Source organism: Caballeronia cordobensis (assembly GCF_001544575.2).
In the GTDB taxonomy this organism is placed as follows: Bacteria; Pseudomonadota; Gammaproteobacteria; order Burkholderiales; family Burkholderiaceae; genus Caballeronia; species Caballeronia cordobensis.
On record NZ_FCNY02000005.1, the window covers coordinates 306,902 to 322,450 of the forward strand.

Sequence of the window (15,549 nt, forward strand, 5' to 3'; positions counted from 1 at the left end):
CTACGAATAGCGAAATACTTACGGTGTTACCTTGTCGCGTCCCTTCAAACCGAGCATGGCGCGCGCTTCGTCGGGCGATGCGATCTCGAACGAAAGCTCTTCGAGAATGCGGCGGATCTTGCGCACTTGCTGCGCGTTCGACTCGGCCTTGACACCCTTGGCGATATACACGCTGTCCTCAAGCCCCACGCGGACATTGCCGCCAAGAATCGCGCTCATGGTGACGAGCGGCATCTGGTGACGGCCCGCGCCGAGCACGGAGAAGTGATAGTTCTCGCGTCCGAACAGGCGGTCGGCCGTTGCGCGCATCACCGTCATGTTCTCCGGATCGGCGCCCATGCCGCCCAGAATGCCGAACACCGACTGAATGAAAAACGGCGGCTTGATCAGGCCTTGATCGACGAAATGCGCGAGATTGTAGAGGTGCCCGAGGTCATAACACTCGAACTCGAAGCGCGTGCCTCGACCGCCAAGCTCCAGAAGAATGCGCCTGATGTCCTTGAAGGTGTTCCGGAAGATCATGTCTTCCATGCCCTCGACATAGCCCTTCTCCCATTCGTAGCGCCAGGACGATACCTTCGACGCGAGCGGATGAATCGAGAAGTTCATCGACCCCATGTTGAGCGAGCACATCTCGGGCGCGGCATGCAATGGATAGGCGAGCCGCTCTTCCAGGCTCATGCGCGTGCTGCCGCCTGTCGTGATGTTGATGACCGCGTCCGTCGCCTCCGCAATGGCGGGGACGAACTGACGGAAGATGGCGGGGTCGGGCGTCGGCCGGCCATCGTTGGGGTCGCGTGCATGCAGATGGATGATCGCGGCGCCCGCTTCGGCGGCGTCGATCGCCTGGTCGCGGATCTGGGCGGGCGTGATCGGCAGATGCGCCGACATCGTCGGAACGTGCGTGGCGCCCGTGACAGCACACGAAATGATCACCTTGCGGCTTGAATCGCTCATCGGGAAATGTCCTCGTCTCCGTTCTGTTCGACGCACTGCCGATACGCAATGGCGCCTTGTGACCCAGATCTTATTGAGGTAGCATTTTCGAGAAAAGGTCTTTTCCGGACAGCCGCGAGTCATCAAAGGACAATTGAGCCATGGCCACCCTCCGACCTCCGCTGAACGAGCGCATGTTCGCGCCCTACAAGATCGCCGCGCTGGTCGAGGTGCTTGCGGAGCAAGGCATTGCAGCCGAAGCCAGCCTGAACGGCTCGGGCGTTACCGTTGCCGAATTGCAGGACGCGTCGGTGCTGACTTCCGTGGGCCAGTACGCAACGGTCTGCAGAAATGCCGTGTCATTGGGCTGCGAGCCGGCGACGCCCTTCAAGGTCGGGCGCAAGCTGCATCTGTCCGCCTACGGCATGTATGGCTACGCGCTCATGTCATGTTTATCGTTGCGCGACTATTTCAAGCTCGGCGTGAAGTATCACAGGCTCGCGACGCCGACTGTCGCCATCGAATGGACGGAGTATCCGGATCGCATGGTCTGGACCTTTCCCGACGCGTTCACGTCGAGCCCCTCGCGCGAGCTGCGCGAATTCATCATCGAGCAGCAGTACACCCAGCACGTCACGCATCTTCAGGACGTCGCCGGCGGCGTGTGTCCGCCGGTGCGCGCGTGCTTCTCGTATCCCGCGCCCGCGCATGCGGACATCTACCGCGACTATCTCGGCTGCGAATGTCTCTTCGAGCAGGCGCAATGCGAACTGATCTACGACAGTTCGATCCTCGATCGCAAACCGCAACTCGCGCACCCGCTCACCACGACATTGCTGCAGGAGACGTGCGACCGTTTGATCGGGCAGGCGAAGACATCGAGCGGCGTCTCCGGCGAGGTGTATCAGAGCCTGATGGCCACGCCCGGTTCCTTTCCCGACATGGAGAGCGTGGCGAAGTCGATGCATCTCACGTCGCGCACGCTCAGGCGGCGGCTGGACGAAGAAGGCTCGTCGTTTCAGGCGATCGTGGACGATGTCAAACGCTCGCTCGCGCTCGAATATCTCAAGACGACGAAGATGAGCACCGAGGACGTCGCGATGCTGCTCGGATTCAGCGACGCGGCGAACTTCCGCCGCGCGCTCAGACGCTGGACCGGCAAAGGCACCGAGGAGCTGCGTCAGTGAAAGACACGCGTCAGTCCAGCGCCTTGCGCAACGCCTCCAGAAAGCGCACATAGGCCGTCGCGCCCGGGTCCGGACGACCGATGCTGCGTTCGCGCACCCACGCCGCGCGGCCCTTCTGCGACTGCATATGCGCGGTCTCGGCGACGCGCTCGCTGGCCGTGGCGATCATCGCATCGAGGGTATCGGCAGCGCCGGCCTGCGATGCTTCGAGCACGTCGAGGCTTGGCTCGAGCGCATCGAGCACGGTCTTGTCGCCGATCTTGCTCTTGCCGCGCTCGCCGATGCGCGCCGCCACCGCCCGCCCGATCGCCAGTGCTTCGTCGCGGCCGATCTCGTGCTTGCCCTGCGCCGTCTTGGCCGCGGCAAGCAGGCCGCCGCCCACCAGCGCGGCGAACGTCGATGGATTGGCCGTCGAAAAGGCCTTCCCCGCGGCGAGCAGCACGTCGCCGATGCTCGCCTCGTCCGGCAATGCGCCGATCACCTTCACGACCGCTTCCGATCCCGAGCGCACCGTGATGCCCAGATCGCCGTCGCCGAGCGCGGCATCGAGATCGCGCAATTCATCGGCATGTGCCGGAAGCGCGCTCAACGCGCGGGCCAGCACGTCCCGCATCTGCTTCGTTTCCATTATTTCGTGATCCTCATCATGCGCGCGTGCCTTCGCGAAAGAAGGGCGAATGGGCCGGCGCGGCAAGCAGCGCTTCGAGCTCGTCGTCGAGCAGCATGACCGTGATGGATGCGCCCGCCATTTCGAGGCTCGTCACATATTCGCCGACATACGACCACGCGATCGAGAGGCCATCGCCGTCGATGATTTTCGCCGCGCGCCGGTACAGCAGATAGAGTTCTTCGAGCGGCGTCGCACCGAGTCCGTTCACCAGCAGCGCAAGACGCGAGCCCTTCGGCGCGGCGAGATCGTCGAGAATTTCGCGCATCAGACTGTCGGCGATGGCATCCGCCGGTTGCAGCGCCCCGCGATGCGTGCCCGGTTCGCCATGTATGCCGATGCCGATCTCCATCTCGCCATCGGGCAGCGTGAACGTGGGCTTGCCCGCCGCGGGCAGGATCGTCGGCGAAAGGCCCACGCCCATGGTGCGGCAATTCGCATTGGCCTTCGCGCAGATGCGCGCCACTTCGTCGAGCGAATCGCCGCGCTCGGCCGCCGCGCCCGCGCACTTGAAGGCGAACACCATGCCGGCAACGCCGCGCCGGTCGTCGGCGCGTTCCTTCGGCGCCGAGGCGACATCGTCGGTCAGGACCACCGTCTTGATGTCGATGCCTTCGGCATCCGCGAGGTCCGATGCGAGATCGAAATTCAGCACGTCGCCGCCGTAGTTGCCGTACACGTACAGCACGCCCGCCCCGCCGTTCACCCCTTTGGTCGCTTCGAGAATCTGCTCCGACGAGGGCGACGAGAACACGTTGCCGACCGCCACGCCGCCGCACAGCCCTTCGCCCACGTAGCCGAGAAAGCCCGGCATATGGCCCGAGCCGCCGCCCGTCACGATGCCCACGCGGCCCTGTTTCGGCGCGTCCGCGCGCACGAGCGCGCGCTTGTCCGCATTCGCCGCCTTGATCCATTTCGGATGCGCGAGCAACAAGGCGTCGATGATTTCGTCGACGAAGGTTTCAGGATCGTTGATGATCTTCTTCATCTTCCAGTGTCTCCGTTGTTTGCGTTGGTTCGAATGCGTGTTACGGCTTGCGGCGCTGGCTCAAGGCGTCGAGCAGCACCGCGGCAAAGATCACGCCGCCCTGGATGAACTGCGTCCAGAACGGATTCACGCCGAGCAGCGAGAGGCCCACGTTGATCACGCCGATCAGCACCACGCCGATGAAGGTGCCGACGATCGAGCCGCGTCCGCCCGCGAGCGACGTACCGCCGATCACGATGGCCGCGATCACCTGCAGTTCGAGCCCGTTCGCCGCCGACGGCAACGCGGAATTCAGACGCCCCGCGAGCACGATGCCCGCGATCGCCGCCGTCGCGCCCGCGAGCATGTAGGTGAAGAACACGACGCGACGCACAGGAATGCCGGCGAGGCGCGCGGCCTCCTGATTGCCGCCGACCGCGAACACCTGATGGCCGAAGGTCGTCTTGCGCAGCAACACATGGCCGATGACGAAGACGACGAGCATCACGATCATCGGCATGGGCAGGCCCGCAATGGCCTTCGCGCCGAACACGGTGAACGCGTTGGGAAAGTCGAACTTGGTTCGCCCATCGGAGATGGCGAGCGTGAGGCCGCGTCCCATCGCCATGGCGGCGAGCGTGACGATGAAAGGCACGAGCCGCAGCCAGGAAATCGCGAAGCCGTTGATCGCGCCGACCGCGGCACCGGTCGCGAGCGCAATGAACAGCCCGCCGATGCCGAGGCCGACCGCATCCGGACTGGAGCCCGCCATGAAGGTCGCGGCGACCATGCCGCTCAGCGCGACGAGCGAGCCCACCGACAAGTCGATGCCCGACGTGATGATCACGAACGTTCCGCCCACCGCCGCAATGCCCACCACGGAGACCTGCACCATGATGTTGGTGAGCGTGCTCGTCGTGAGGAATTCGGGCGATGCGATCGACAACGCCACGCAGATGATCACGAGCGCGGCGAACAATGGCCCGATGCCGCTTCTCAGTTGACGGATCACGCGGCGCGACAGCGCTTCCGTGTCCGCCCGGTTGGCTGCCGTGGATGTCATGCGCCTGCTCCTGTCGTTGCCCATTGAATCACCGTTTCGGAGTCCGCCTTGTCGCGCGCGATTTCGGTCACGATGCTGCCGCGATACATTACGAGCACGCGATCCGACATGCCGAGCAGCTCCGGCAGTTCCGAACTGACCATGACGACCGCCGCGCCCGCGCGCGCCATCGTCACCATGTGCGCGTAGATCTCGGTCTTGGCGCCCACGTCGATGCCGCGCGTCGGTTCGTCGAGCATGATGACCGCGGGATTCGTCGCGGTCGCGCGGCCGAGAATGACTTTCTGCTGATTGCCGCCCGAAAGCGTGCCCGTGATCTGCAGGACCGACGACGACCGCACGCCGAAGCGCGCGCTCGCTTCCTGCGCGAGCCTGCGCTTTCTCGCGCCGCGCACGAAGCCGCCACTCGCGAGCGCCTTCAGGCTCGACAGCGCAATGTTCTCTTCGATGGTGGCATCGAGCACGAGCCCTTCGAGCTTGCGATCCTCCGACGTATAGACGAGCCCGTGACGCACGCCCTCGGTCGGCGAATGATTCGCCACTTTGCGGCCTCTCACGAAAATCTCGCCGCGCGTCGCGGGCAAGGCGCCGAAGATCGTCTTCAGCAACTCCGTGCGTCCCGCCCCCGCGATGCCCGCAATGCCGACGATCTCGCCCGCGCGCACCGTGAAACTCGCATCGCGCAGAAGCGGCGCGCTCGCGAGCTTGCGCACGTCGAGCACGACGTCGCCGTAATCGCGCGGCTCCCACGGATAGAACGATTCGAGATTGCGCGCGACCATCGCCTGCACGAGCTCGGCCTCCGTCCATTGCGACATGGGACGCGCGCCGACCGTCGCGCCATCGCGCATCACCACGGCCGAATCGGCCAGCTCGAACACTTCTTCAAGGTGATGCGAGATGAAGATGATGCCCAGGCCCTCTTCCCGCAAACGCCGCACGACCGCGTATAGATTCTCGATATCGTGGCTTTGCAGCGCGGCGGTGGGCTCGTCCATCACGAGAATGCGCGCGTCGCGCGCGATGGCCTTGGCCACTTCCACGAGCTGACGCTTGTTGAGCGGCAGATCGCCCAGGCGCATCCACGGCGGCACGTTGTCGAGGCCCACGCGGGCCAGCGCCTCGCGCGCCATGGCATTGGCCTCGCGCCGCATCACGAAGCCCTTTCGCGCGGGCATGCGGCCCAGGAAGAGGTTCTCCGCGACCGTCATGTCGTTGATGAGCGAGAGCTCCTGATAGATCACGGCCACGCCCGCGTCGATGGCGGCGTTCGTGCCGCGCGCGAGCGGCTTGCCGTCGATCTCGATGTGGCCTTCGTCCGGCTCGTACGCGCCCGAAAGCGTCTTGACGAGCGACGACTTGCCCGCGCCGTTCTCGCCGACGATCGCCATGACGTGACCCGCGTGCAGTTCGAGGCTGACGCCGCGCAGCGCTTTCACGCCGGGAAAACTCTTGACGATGCCCTGCATGCGCAGAAGCGGCGCCTTCGTGCTCGAAGGCGGCCGTGTCCGCGCGTCGGTTTCCGCTGTCATGTTCGCATTCCGCTCGCACGCCGCGCGTCTGATGTTCGCGCGGCGCGCCGGTTGGCTTATTGCTTCAGTTACTGCTTCACTTCTTCCGACCACAGGCCGTATTGCTTGACCGCATCCGAGTCGATGTTCGACTTGTCGATGAGCATGGTCGGCCACGCATAGTTCGCGGGCACGTCCTTCTTCGCGTTGTAGTCCGCGATGAACTGGAGCGACTTGGCCGCCATCTTGATCGGATTCTGCGAAATGGTCGCGTCCTGCTTGCCCGCGCGGATCGCGGAAAGCGCCTGCGCCGTGCCGTCCGCGCCGATCACCATGATGTGCTCCTTGTCGCCGAGCGGCTTATAGCGTCCCGCGTTATCGATGGCCTTTTCCGCGCCCACGGTGTTGTCGTCGTTCGCGCCGAACACCGCGTCGATCTGCGGATACTTCTGCAGGATATTGGTCATCGCATTGAGCGACTTCTCCTGATCGAACGCGCCCTCCTGACGCGCGACGACCTTGATGTCCGGATACTTCGCGATCTCGTCGCTAAAGCCTTTCTCGCGGTCGGTCGCCGCCGTGGTGCCGACAAGCCCGATCAGATCGACGACGTTGCCCTTCTCCGAGCCGTAGCGCTTCTTGAGCTGCTCCGCGATCCACTTCGCCGCGGTCTGGCCGAGCGCCACGTTGTCCGACGCGACGAACGACGTCACCTTGCCGCCGTCGGAGCCACGGTCGAGCGTGAAGACCGGGATGTTCATCTGATTCGCTTTTTCGACGGCGGGAATGATCGCCTTCGAATCGATCGGGTTCAGCACGAGCGCGGTCACGCCCTGGCTCAGCAGATTGAGCGCATCGTTGACCTGCTGTTGCGCGTCGCCGTTCGCGTTGGTCTGCACGAGGTCGAAGCCCTGATCCTTCGAGCCGCGCTCCACGCCCGCTTTCAGGCCGACGAAGAACGCGTTGTTCAAGGTCGCGATCGAGAAGCCGATCTTGGGCTTGCTGCCGGTGGCCGTCGCCGCGGGCGCGCTCGCCGGCGCGCTGGCGCTTTCGCTCGCGCTCTGTGCGGAACTGCTGCCCGACGACGTGTTCTCGCTCTTGTTGCATCCCGCGAGCGCCGCCGCGCAGATCAGGAATGCGCCGGTGGATTTGCCGAACCTTCCCCAACTATCGAATCGTGCTGAACTCCAGGCCATGACTGTCTCCGTTGTACGAGTTGTTCGTTGCAGTTGCTTTCGTTCCTGCTTCATTCGTTCTTGCGCCTGCCGTACGTCTTGAATCGCTCCAGCACTTCGTCCATCTGCTCGTCCGTCAACACCGGCGGCACGCCCAGTTGCGACGCGAGCAGATACTGCCTGGCGAGCACTTCCACTTCATGCGCGAGCCACACGGCGCGCGCAAGATCCACGCCCAGCGCCACGACGCCGTGATGCGCGAGCAGACACGCGCGGCGTCCTTCGAGCGCGGCGAGCGCATGGTCCGATAACGCCTGCGTGCCGAACAGCGCATACGGCGCGCAGCGAATCGAGCTACCGCCCGCGGCCGCAACCATGTAATGCACGGCGGGAATCGCGCGGCCCTGAATGGCGAGCGCCGTCGCGGCGCTCGAATGCGTATGCACGACCGCGTTCATCTCCGGGCGCGCGCGCAGCAGGTCACGATGAATGCGCCACTCCGATGAAGGCCGTCCGTTCAGGATCGCTTCGTCGTCGCTGCGCACGTCGAGCGGCAAGTACACGATGTCGGCGGCGTCCAGCTCACGTGCGGGCGTGCCACTCGGCGTGATCAGGAGACCATCGCGCAAGCGCGCGCTCACGTTGCCCGACGTGCCTTGATTGATGCCGAGCCGCTCCATCTCGAGCGCCGTATCGACGATCCCGCGACGCAGCGCGCTTTCGTCCGTCGCGCTCATGCTGCGTTGCACTCGGCGGCGAAGAGGCGCTTCAGCGAGCGCTCGAACGGCGCATGCACGATGCCGCGCTCCGTGACGAAGCCCGTGACCAGCGCATGCGGCGTCACATCAAACGCCGGATTGCGCGCCTTGATGTTCTCGGGCGCGATGCGCCGCCCCGCAAGATGCGTGACCTCGGTCTCGCTCCTTTCCTCGATTTCGATGTCATGGCCCGTCGCCGTATGAAAATCCAGCGTCGAAGACGGACACGCGACATAGAACGGAATGCCGTAATGCCGCGCGGCGATGGCCAGTCCCAGCGTGCCGATCTTGTTGGCGAAGTCGCCATTCGCGGCCACGCGGTCGGTGCCCACGATGACGATATCGACGAGCCCTTGCGACATGATCGACGCCGCCGCGCCGTCCATGATGAGCGTGACGTCGACGCCCGCCTGCTGCAATTCGAATGCGGTGAGGCGCGCGCCCTGCAAGAGCGGCCGGGTTTCATCCGCGAAGACGTTGAAGCGAATGCCCGCGCGGTGTGCCGCATAGATCGGCGCGGTCGCCGTGCCGAGACCCGTGGTCGCGAGCGCGCCCGCATTGCAGTGCGTGAGCACGCCGTTGCCCTCTGCGATGAGCGGCATGCCATGCTCGCCGATGCCTTCGCACAGCGCGATGTCTTCGCGATGGATGCGAACGGCCTCTTCGACCAGCGCATCGTAGAGCGCCGCGGCGTCCTGCGCGTTGCATTCGCGCGCGGTCTTCGTCATGCGCCTGAGGCTCCAGCTGAGATTCACCGCCGTGGGCCGCGCCGTATCGAGCCAGGCCGCGCGTTTTTCAAGCTCCGCGCGAAACTGCGCGATGGGCAACGCCCGCGCATCCTGCATCGCCACGCACAAGCCATAGCCCGCCGCCACGCCGATGGCCGGCGCGCCACGCACGCGCAGTTCGTGAATCGCGCGCCATACCGCGGCGGCATCCGCGACATGTTCCACGACGATCTCATGCGGCAGGCGCGTCTGATCGAGCAGCAGCAGCTTGCCGTCACGCCATTCGATGGTCGGCGCAAGCGTCGGAAACAAGGGCTGAGAATCCATTCGTGCTCCAGTCAGCGTTGTGCAACGGCATCGCGGCGCATGTCGCGCGCGAGCATGACGACCTGTTCGATGTCGGTCAACGCGGCGCGCTGCACGAGCAACGCTTCGGCGCAGCGCAGGCAGCGCACTTCGATTTGCGCGCGTAAATCAGCATCGGGAATGCGCGTGATCTCCGCGACCTTCGCCATGCCGACGATGCGCCTGATCATCTTGCAGCCCGCGAAGCCCAGCGTATCTGCGAGGAGGCGCCGCATGAAATGCGCGCGATACGCGTCCGCCGCGCGGCTATCCGCCGGGCCACCGATGAAAGGTCTGCCGCTTCGGTGCTCGTGATCGCGCCACAGCGCGAGAAACTTCGCGCCGAAGCCGTTCCAGATGCGCATGGTCTCGTCGAGCAGCCACTCCTGATACGGCTGCGGATCGCCGCCATCGATCCGGCCGTGATAGTCGCGTGAAAAGTAGGCCAGCAACAGATTGGCAATGAGCGCGCCGATATCGAAGCCCATGGGTCCGTAGAAGGCGAACTCCGGGTCGATGACATAAGTCTCGCGCTCGTTGACCATGATCGAGCCCGTGTGCAGATCGCCGTGCAGCAGGGTCTCGGCGTGATTCATGAACGCCCACTTCATGTCGGCCGCCGCGAGGCGCAATGCTTCGTTGGTGCGCAAGCGCGCGAGCGCCTCCTTCGGCAAGGCCGCGCTATAGACGTTCGACGGATGATCTTCGAAAGGAAACGTGAAGACCAGATCCTCGGTGATCTTGCATAGCTCGGCATTGACCGCCGCGCCCATCGCCTGCTTCTTGATGTCGGGCGCAAGATAGAGATCGGAGCCGAAAAAAAGCGTATGCGCGAGATAGGTCGAGAGATGCTCGGCCATCAGCGGATACGTGACGCCCCGCATCAGCCCTTGCCGCAAGATGCAGTGCGACGAGAGATGCTGCATGACCATCAAAAAGCGCTTGCCGTCGGCGTGATACACCTGCGGAACGTGCTGCGGGCATAGCGCGCCGAAGCGGCGCAACGCCGCGACTTCGTGATCCATGCGCTGGCACGACAGCGGCCAGTTCTTGCCGACGAGCCGCAGAAACGGCGGCGCCTGCTTGACGACGACGCTGCGCTCGCGCGCCTTCGTGTTGGTCACGAAGTACACGAAGTTGAGATTGCCGTCGCCGACTTCGGCGATCTCGAGATCGTCGGGATCGCCCAGACGCGCGCGCACCTCGGCGATGCCGCCCAGATAATCGGCCAGCGCCGATGCGGTAAATGCTTCGAACTCCATCGGTGTCTCCTCCGATGTGTTTCAGCGCGCAGATCATCGAGCGATTCAGCGACGTTTGCGCACCAGATCGAACTTGAAGATACTCGTGTTGTAGTAGTCGTTGCTGTAGCAAAGCGGCTGGCCGCTCTGATCGAAATCCACTTCGTCCAGCAGAAGAAACATGCCGAAGCCATCGCCCAGTTCGGGCAGATCGCGCGGCGTGAGAATGGTCGGCTGTATCGACGTATGCGTATGCGACAGACGCCTTCCGGTTCGCGCGAACATGCCGAACAGCGATTCGCCCAGCACGCCGTCCGCGGCATCCAGCAGCGTCTTCGGAATCGTGTCGATGCAATACGCCGCGATGGCATCGTCCGCGCGGCGCACCCGCTCGATACGCACGCAGGCATCGCCCGCGTTGATGCCCAGCTTCTCCGCAAGACTCTCCGATGCCGCGATGGTCTCCATCTGAATCCGGCTCGTCGAAGGCACCGCCCCGACGCTCTTGATCATGTCGGTCACGGACATCAGATCATCGAGGCCGCCTTGCAGCTTCAGCGAAATTTGTCTGATGAAGGTGCCCCTGCCCTGCACGCGTTCGAGCAGGCCATGCGAAATCATCTGCGCGACCGCTTCCCGCAAGCTCGAACGTCCGACGCCCAGCAGCTCGCATAGCTCGATTTCCGTGGGAATCTGATCGCCCGGCTTGAGCTTGCGCTCGCGGATCATCGTGAGAAGCGACTCCTGAATCTTGTCGCTCATCGAACGCTCGACGCTTAGACGCATGGTGCTCTCGCAGTGTGATCACGTCAAATATACATCAGACGTCTGATGTTTTTCTCAGGACTTTCCCGTATGCATGGATCGATCGTTCATCAGGAATCGGCCTTCGCATGCGCAGCAAATTCGTGTGCCCAGCGCCGCGCGGTCGCGCTTTCGCGCGTGTGGCAATGCGATAGCACGGGCTTCTTTCAGGCGTTGGCGTCATCCACCAAGCGGCATTAGGCGACCATGCGAGAAATACTTCGGTGTGTAGAATGAGAGCGCTCGAGATAGCGGGCTTCATCGCGCGCAAATAGAAGGCTTATAGCAAGGCAACTTTAAGGAGACGGCAATGTGGTTTGTCGGCAAGAGCGAACTGCTCTCTCTCATTCAACGACATTGCCTTGACGAGGTAATGCCCGCCTTCAGCGACCATCGCACGCTGCGCAAGAACAGCATCGTTTATCGTCCGGACGAATCGAGCGAGCATGTGTATCTGCTAAAGAGCGGCAGCGTCAGGCTTTATCGGCTGACAGAGGACGGCCAGGAAATCACGCTCGCGTTCGTGAAAGCCGGCATGATCTTCGGCGATGGCGACGTGCTGAATCAGGCAAATTATTCGCATCACGCGCAGACGCTCGCGCCGAGCATGGTCTGCTATATCCGCAAGCAGGACTTCAAGAACCTGCTCGCGCGCTATGACGTGATCAACCAGTTCGTGTTGCGCAATCACTATCTGCGCTGGCAGGAAGCGCAGCAGCTGATCGAAAATCTTTCGCTGCACGACGTGCGCAAACGCCTCACGAACATTCTCGTGATGTTCTCCGGACAGGTCGGCGCCGCGTGCGATTACGCGGATCAGGGCGATGCGATTCTTATCGACCTGCCGATCGCACAGGACAAGCTGGCGGAATTCATCGGCACGTCGCGCGAATCGGTGAACCGGCATTTCAGCGATCTCAAGGCCGAAGGTCTCGTCGATATGCGCGAACGCAGGATCGTACTGACGCCCGCGTTCGTTGCGCGCTTCATCGGCAAGACACAGGCTCTCGTGACGGCCTAGGCGGCGCGCGACAGCGCGTGCCTGACCGCGCCCACGCCGCTTTGCGGGCTCGACAGCACCGGCACGGGCAGCGAACCGAGCGCGGGCACGAGCCGCGCCATCGAGACTTGCGCGAGCACGATCACATCGACATGATCGGCCAGCTCGATGATCGCGCGGCGCAGTATGTCGTCATGCTTCGCCGAATCGCCCGCGAGCAGCGCCTCGAACGCGCCCTGTGCGATGCATTCGGTCACGTCGATCGTGCGCCCCTGCTCCGCGGCCTTCTTGCCGATCAGACGCACGGTGGGTTCGAGCGTGGTCGATACCGTCGCCACGACGCCGATACGCGCGCCCAGCGCGCTCGCTTCCTCGGCCATCGCTTCGTCCACTTTCACGATGGGCGTGCGGATCATGCCGCGCAAGAGGTCCGTCGCTTCGCCGACCGACGAGCACGCGTTCAGGATGATGTCCGCGCCCATGCTCTGCGCGTTCGACATGTAGGTGTAAAGACGCTCGGTCACTTCGGGCGTGAGATAGCCGGCGGTGCGCACGTCCGCGAGCAGGCTGTCGTCGACGATATTCACCACGCGCGCATCCGGCAACTGCTGCGCGAACTGTGCCTTGAGCGGCTCGACGGTAACGGGTCCGGTATGCACTACGACGATCTTGGTCATGTTTCGCTCTACGTTGGTTGCTATGAATGAGTCAGACGGTGGCGAGCGCCATCACTTTTTCCTGCGTGGCCTCCTCGCGGCGTAACGCGCCGCTGATGCGGCCTTCGCGCACGGTCAGAATGCGATCGCTCACGGCGAGCACTTCGAGGAGATCGGAAGAAATCACGATGACGCCGATGCCGCGCGCCGCGAGCCGCGCAATGAGCGCATGCACTTCCGCTTTCGCGCCCACATCGATGCCGCGCGTGGGTTCATCGACGATCAAGACTTTCGGGTTGCGCGCCACCCACTTCGCAATCACGATCTTCTGCTGATTTCCGCCGCTCAGATTGACGACGCGTTGTTCGACGCCCGGCGTCTTGATGCCCAGCATGCGCACGTATTCGAGGCAGCTCGCACGCTCGCGCCCATGCTGCACGAACTGAAACGGCGAATAGCGCGACAGATGCGTGAGGCTGAAGTTCTCGCGCACGCTCATGCCGAGCACGAGGCCTTGCGCCTTGCGGTCTTCGGTGACGAAGCCGATGCCCGCGCGAATCGCGTCGTGCGGGTTGCGTATCGCGACCGGCGCGCCGTCGATGCGAATGGAGCCGCTTGCTGCGCGCATGCCGAAGATCGCCTCCATGATCTCCGTGCGCCCCGAGCCGACCAGCCCCGCGATGCCCAGAACTTCCCCGCGATGCAGCGTGAAGCTGATGTCGCGGATGCGCGCATCGGACGCCCTGTTGAGCCTGAGCGACAGGTTGCGCACGTCGAGCACGGGCTGATCGGTCGCATGCGATTGCGGCTCGCCGTACAGCTCGCTCAGTTCGCGGTCCACCATCTGCCGCACGAGCGTCTCCCGCGTGACCTCCGCGATGGGCAGCGTGCTGACCGTGCGGCCATCGCGCAATACCACGACGCGATCCGCCAGTTCCAGAATCTCTTCGAGCCGGTGCGAGATATAGACGACCGCGATGCCGCGTTCGCGCAGACGCCTGACGAGCTTGAGCAGCACGCCGGTTTCGTGATGACTCAACGAGGCGGTCGGTTCGTCCATGACGATGACTTTCGATTGCGCGGACAAGGCCTTCGCAATCTCGATCATCTGCCGCTGGCCCACGCTCAGTTCGCTGACGCGCGTGGCCGGGTCGATATCCATCTCGATCGTTTGAAGCAGCGCGCGCGCTTCCCGAGCCATGCGCGGACGATCGATGAAACCGAATCGCGAACGCGGCTCCTTTGCCAGAAAGATGTTCTCGCTCACCGTCAGATTCTCGACGACGGCCAGTTCCTGATAGATGATGTTGATGCCGAGCGCGCGCGCATGATTGCTGTCCGCGATCGTCACTTCGCGGCCTTCCACGACGATGACGCCGCCGGGGTCGGGCGCATACACGCCCGTCAGGATCTTCATGAGCGTGCTCTTGCCCGCGCCGTTCTCGCCCGCGAGCGCGAGCACTTCGCCGCGATGAATCGCGAGATCGACGCGATCGAGCGCCTTCACGCCGGGAAAGGTTCTGGAGATGCCGCGCATCTCCAGAAAGGGCGCGGACGTCATTTCGTGTAGCTGCCGATATTGTCTTTCGTCACCACCGTCACGCCCGTGTCGATATCCTTCTCGTGGGTCTCCTTGTTCTGAATCTGCGCGACGAGATGCTCCACCGCGAGCGAGCCCATCGTCACCGGACGCTGCACCATGATTCCCTGGATGTAGCCGTCTTTCAGCCCCTTGAGCGTATCCGGCAGATCGTCGAAAGCGAGCACTTCGAGCTTGCCTTTCATCGCGCCGAATTCCTTCGTGTTGAGCACCTTCGCGACCGCCGGCCCGCCCACCTGACTCACGCCGAAGATGCCGCTGAGATTGGGATGCGCGCGCAGCGTGGTTTCCACGACGGATACGCCGCGCGCGAGGTCGTCGTCGGTGCCTTGCGTCTCCACGATCTTGATGCCCGGATATTTCGCGAGGCCCTTCTTGATGCCCGCGATGCGCTCGTTCAGGTTCACCGCGCCGAGCTGCCCCGTGACGATCGCCACTTCGCCCTTGCCGTTCAACGCGCGGCCCATGGTGTCGGCCATCGTCTCGCCGGCCTGCACGTTATTCGTGCCGATGTACATCGAGCGGCCGCTGTTGGGCGAATCCGAATCGTAGGTCAGCACGGCCACGCCGTTCTTGGCGGCGCGCTTCATCACGCTTTCGACGGACTTCGGCTCGTTCACGGAAATGGCGATGCCATCCACGTGCCGCGAGATCAGGTCTTCGATGATCTGCACCTGCGTCGAGCCCTGCGTGTTCTGCGGCACGACCCATTGATACTTGACGCCGGCCTTGTCGGCGGCGGACTGCGCGCCCTTGTTGCAGTCGTCGAAGAACGGCACCGCGACCTTCGGCACGACGGCGACCGAAATGTCCTTGGCGTCCTTCGCATGCGCGCCGCCGCTGAGCGCGGCGCACAGCGCGAGGGTCATGCCTGCGATGATCCGTGGCGTGGTTTTCATGTTTCGTCTCCT

The 15,549-nt window shown here is 63.8% G+C and carries 15 protein-coding genes; 2 read left to right on the forward strand and 13 right to left on the reverse strand.

Features of this window, described 5'->3' with window-relative positions; all coding sequences use genetic code 11:
• Positions 1–18: 18 nt before the first annotated feature.
• Complete coding sequence (gene kce / locus AWB70_RS12185; RefSeq protein ID WP_053570072.1) at positions 19–957, reverse strand: 3,5-dioxohexanoate:acetyl-CoA acetone transferase; 939 nt, start codon at positions 955–957, stop codon at positions 19–21.
• A gap of 140 nt (positions 958–1,097) precedes the next feature.
• On the opposite strand from kce, the gene AWB70_RS12190 reads away from it, so the two are divergent.
• Positions 1,098–2,123: an AraC family transcriptional regulator gene (locus AWB70_RS12190; RefSeq protein ID WP_053570071.1), complete on the forward strand. Its 1,026-nt coding sequence runs from the start codon at positions 1,098–1,100 to the stop codon at positions 2,121–2,123.
• Between the two features lie 10 nt (positions 2,124–2,133).
• Here AWB70_RS12190 and AWB70_RS12195 read toward each other — a convergent pair whose 3' ends face one another.
• From AWB70_RS12195 to AWB70_RS12235, 9 genes are all read right to left on the reverse strand, one after another.
• The gene (locus AWB70_RS12195; RefSeq protein WP_053570070.1) at positions 2,134–2,751 is read right to left on the reverse strand and encodes a DAK2 domain-containing protein; all 618 of its coding nucleotides are present in this window, start codon (positions 2,749–2,751) and stop codon (positions 2,134–2,136) included.
• A gap of 16 nt (positions 2,752–2,767) precedes the next feature.
• Positions 2,768–3,778, reverse strand: a complete 1,011-nt coding sequence (locus AWB70_RS12200; RefSeq protein ID WP_053570069.1) for a dihydroxyacetone kinase subunit DhaK — start codon at positions 3,776–3,778, stop codon at positions 2,768–2,770.
• A 40-nt stretch (positions 3,779–3,818) separates the two neighbouring features.
• Positions 3,819–4,820 (reverse strand): ABC transporter permease, encoded by a 1,002-nt coding sequence (locus AWB70_RS12205; protein WP_014193057.1) that lies wholly within the window; start codon positions 4,818–4,820, stop codon positions 3,819–3,821.
• A complete protein-coding gene (locus AWB70_RS12210; protein ID WP_053570068.1) occupies positions 4,817–6,352 on the reverse strand; it encodes a sugar ABC transporter ATP-binding protein in 1,536 nt (511 codons plus the stop codon). Before AWB70_RS12210 ends, AWB70_RS12205 begins: the two co-directional genes overlap by 4 nt.
• Positions 6,353–6,420: 68 nt before the next feature.
• Entirely contained in the window at positions 6,421–7,527 is a 1,107-nt protein-coding gene (locus AWB70_RS12215; RefSeq protein ID WP_053570067.1) for a sugar ABC transporter substrate-binding protein, read from the reverse strand.
• Positions 7,528–7,577: 50 nt separating this feature from the next.
• The gene (locus AWB70_RS12220) at positions 7,578–8,243 is read right to left on the reverse strand and encodes a class II aldolase/adducin family protein (protein ID WP_053570066.1); all 666 of its coding nucleotides are present in this window, start codon (positions 8,241–8,243) and stop codon (positions 7,578–7,580) included.
• Entirely contained in the window at positions 8,240–9,319 is a 1,080-nt protein-coding gene (gene mtnA / locus AWB70_RS12225; protein ID WP_053570065.1) for an S-methyl-5-thioribose-1-phosphate isomerase, read from the reverse strand. The genes AWB70_RS12220 and mtnA overlap by 4 nt, the downstream gene beginning before the upstream one ends.
• Positions 9,320–9,330: 11 nt before the next feature.
• Positions 9,331–10,599 carry an S-methyl-5-thioribose kinase gene (gene mtnK / locus AWB70_RS12230; RefSeq protein ID WP_053570064.1) on the reverse strand — a complete coding sequence of 423 codons (1,269 nt, stop codon included), beginning with the start codon at positions 10,597–10,599 and terminating at the stop codon, positions 9,331–9,333.
• A 45-nt stretch (positions 10,600–10,644) separates the two neighbouring features.
• Positions 10,645–11,340, reverse strand: coding sequence for a GntR family transcriptional regulator (locus tag AWB70_RS12235; RefSeq protein ID WP_014193051.1), 696 nt, complete (start codon positions 11,338–11,340; stop codon positions 10,645–10,647).
• Positions 11,341–11,692: 352 nt separating this feature from the next.
• Between AWB70_RS12235 and AWB70_RS12240 the strand changes: the two genes are divergently transcribed.
• A complete protein-coding gene (locus AWB70_RS12240; RefSeq protein WP_045457757.1) occupies positions 11,693–12,403 on the forward strand; it encodes a Crp/Fnr family transcriptional regulator in 711 nt (236 codons plus the stop codon).
• Here AWB70_RS12240 and AWB70_RS12245 read toward each other — a convergent pair.
• The 3 genes from AWB70_RS12245 to AWB70_RS12255 are packed head-to-tail and all read right to left on the reverse strand — an operon-like array spanning position 12,400 to position 15,537.
• The gene (locus AWB70_RS12245; protein ID WP_053570063.1) at positions 12,400–13,059 is read right to left on the reverse strand and encodes an aspartate/glutamate racemase family protein; all 660 of its coding nucleotides are present in this window, start codon (positions 13,057–13,059) and stop codon (positions 12,400–12,402) included. The two genes, AWB70_RS12240 and AWB70_RS12245, sit on opposite strands and share 4 nt — an antisense overlap.
• A gap of 31 nt (positions 13,060–13,090) precedes the next feature.
• The gene (locus AWB70_RS12250) at positions 13,091–14,599 is read right to left on the reverse strand and encodes a sugar ABC transporter ATP-binding protein (protein ID WP_053570062.1); all 1,509 of its coding nucleotides are present in this window, start codon (positions 14,597–14,599) and stop codon (positions 13,091–13,093) included.
• On the reverse strand, positions 14,596–15,537 hold the full coding sequence (locus AWB70_RS12255) for a sugar-binding protein (RefSeq protein ID WP_053570061.1): 942 nt from the start codon (positions 15,535–15,537) through the stop codon (positions 14,596–14,598). The genes AWB70_RS12250 and AWB70_RS12255 overlap by 4 nt, the downstream gene beginning before the upstream one ends.
• Positions 15,538–15,549: the final 12 nt, after the last annotated feature.

Excerpts from the sequence above, each read along its gene's own strand:
- AWB70_RS12220 (WP_053570066.1), bottom strand. The coding sequence starts at position 8,243 with ATGAGCGCGACGGACGAAAGCGCGCTGCGTCGCGGGATCGTCGATACG.
- mtnA (WP_053570065.1), bottom strand. The coding sequence starts at position 9,319 with ATGGATTCTCAGCCCTTGTTTCCGACGCTTGCGCCGACCATCGAATGG.
- AWB70_RS12255 (WP_053570061.1), bottom strand. The coding sequence starts at position 15,537 with ATGAAAACCACGCCACGGATCATCGCAGGCATGACCCTCGCGCTGTGC.
- AWB70_RS12250 (WP_053570062.1), bottom strand. The coding sequence starts at position 14,599 with ATGACGTCCGCGCCCTTTCTGGAGATGCGCGGCATCTCCAGAACCTTT.
- AWB70_RS12245 (WP_053570063.1), bottom strand. The coding sequence starts at position 13,059 with ATGACCAAGATCGTCGTAGTGCATACCGGACCCGTTACCGTCGAGCCG.
- mtnK (WP_053570064.1), bottom strand. The coding sequence starts at position 10,599 with ATGGAGTTCGAAGCATTTACCGCATCGGCGCTGGCCGATTATCTGGGC.
- AWB70_RS12205 (WP_014193057.1), bottom strand. The coding sequence starts at position 4,820 with ATGACATCCACGGCAGCCAACCGGGCGGACACGGAAGCGCTGTCGCGC.
- AWB70_RS12210 (WP_053570068.1), bottom strand. The coding sequence starts at position 6,352 with ATGACAGCGGAAACCGACGCGCGGACACGGCCGCCTTCGAGCACGAAG.
- AWB70_RS12235 (WP_014193051.1), bottom strand. The coding sequence starts at position 11,340 with ATGAGCGACAAGATTCAGGAGTCGCTTCTCACGATGATCCGCGAGCGC.
- AWB70_RS12240 (WP_045457757.1), top strand. The coding sequence starts at position 11,693 with ATGTGGTTTGTCGGCAAGAGCGAACTGCTCTCTCTCATTCAACGACAT.
- AWB70_RS12190 (WP_053570071.1), top strand. The coding sequence starts at position 1,098 with ATGGCCACCCTCCGACCTCCGCTGAACGAGCGCATGTTCGCGCCCTAC.
- AWB70_RS12195 (WP_053570070.1), bottom strand. The coding sequence starts at position 2,751 with ATGGAAACGAAGCAGATGCGGGACGTGCTGGCCCGCGCGTTGAGCGCG.
- AWB70_RS12215 (WP_053570067.1), bottom strand. The coding sequence starts at position 7,527 with ATGGCCTGGAGTTCAGCACGATTCGATAGTTGGGGAAGGTTCGGCAAA.
- AWB70_RS12200 (WP_053570069.1), bottom strand. The coding sequence starts at position 3,778 with ATGAAGAAGATCATCAACGATCCTGAAACCTTCGTCGACGAAATCATC.
- kce (WP_053570072.1), bottom strand. The coding sequence starts at position 957 with ATGAGCGATTCAAGCCGCAAGGTGATCATTTCGTGTGCTGTCACGGGC.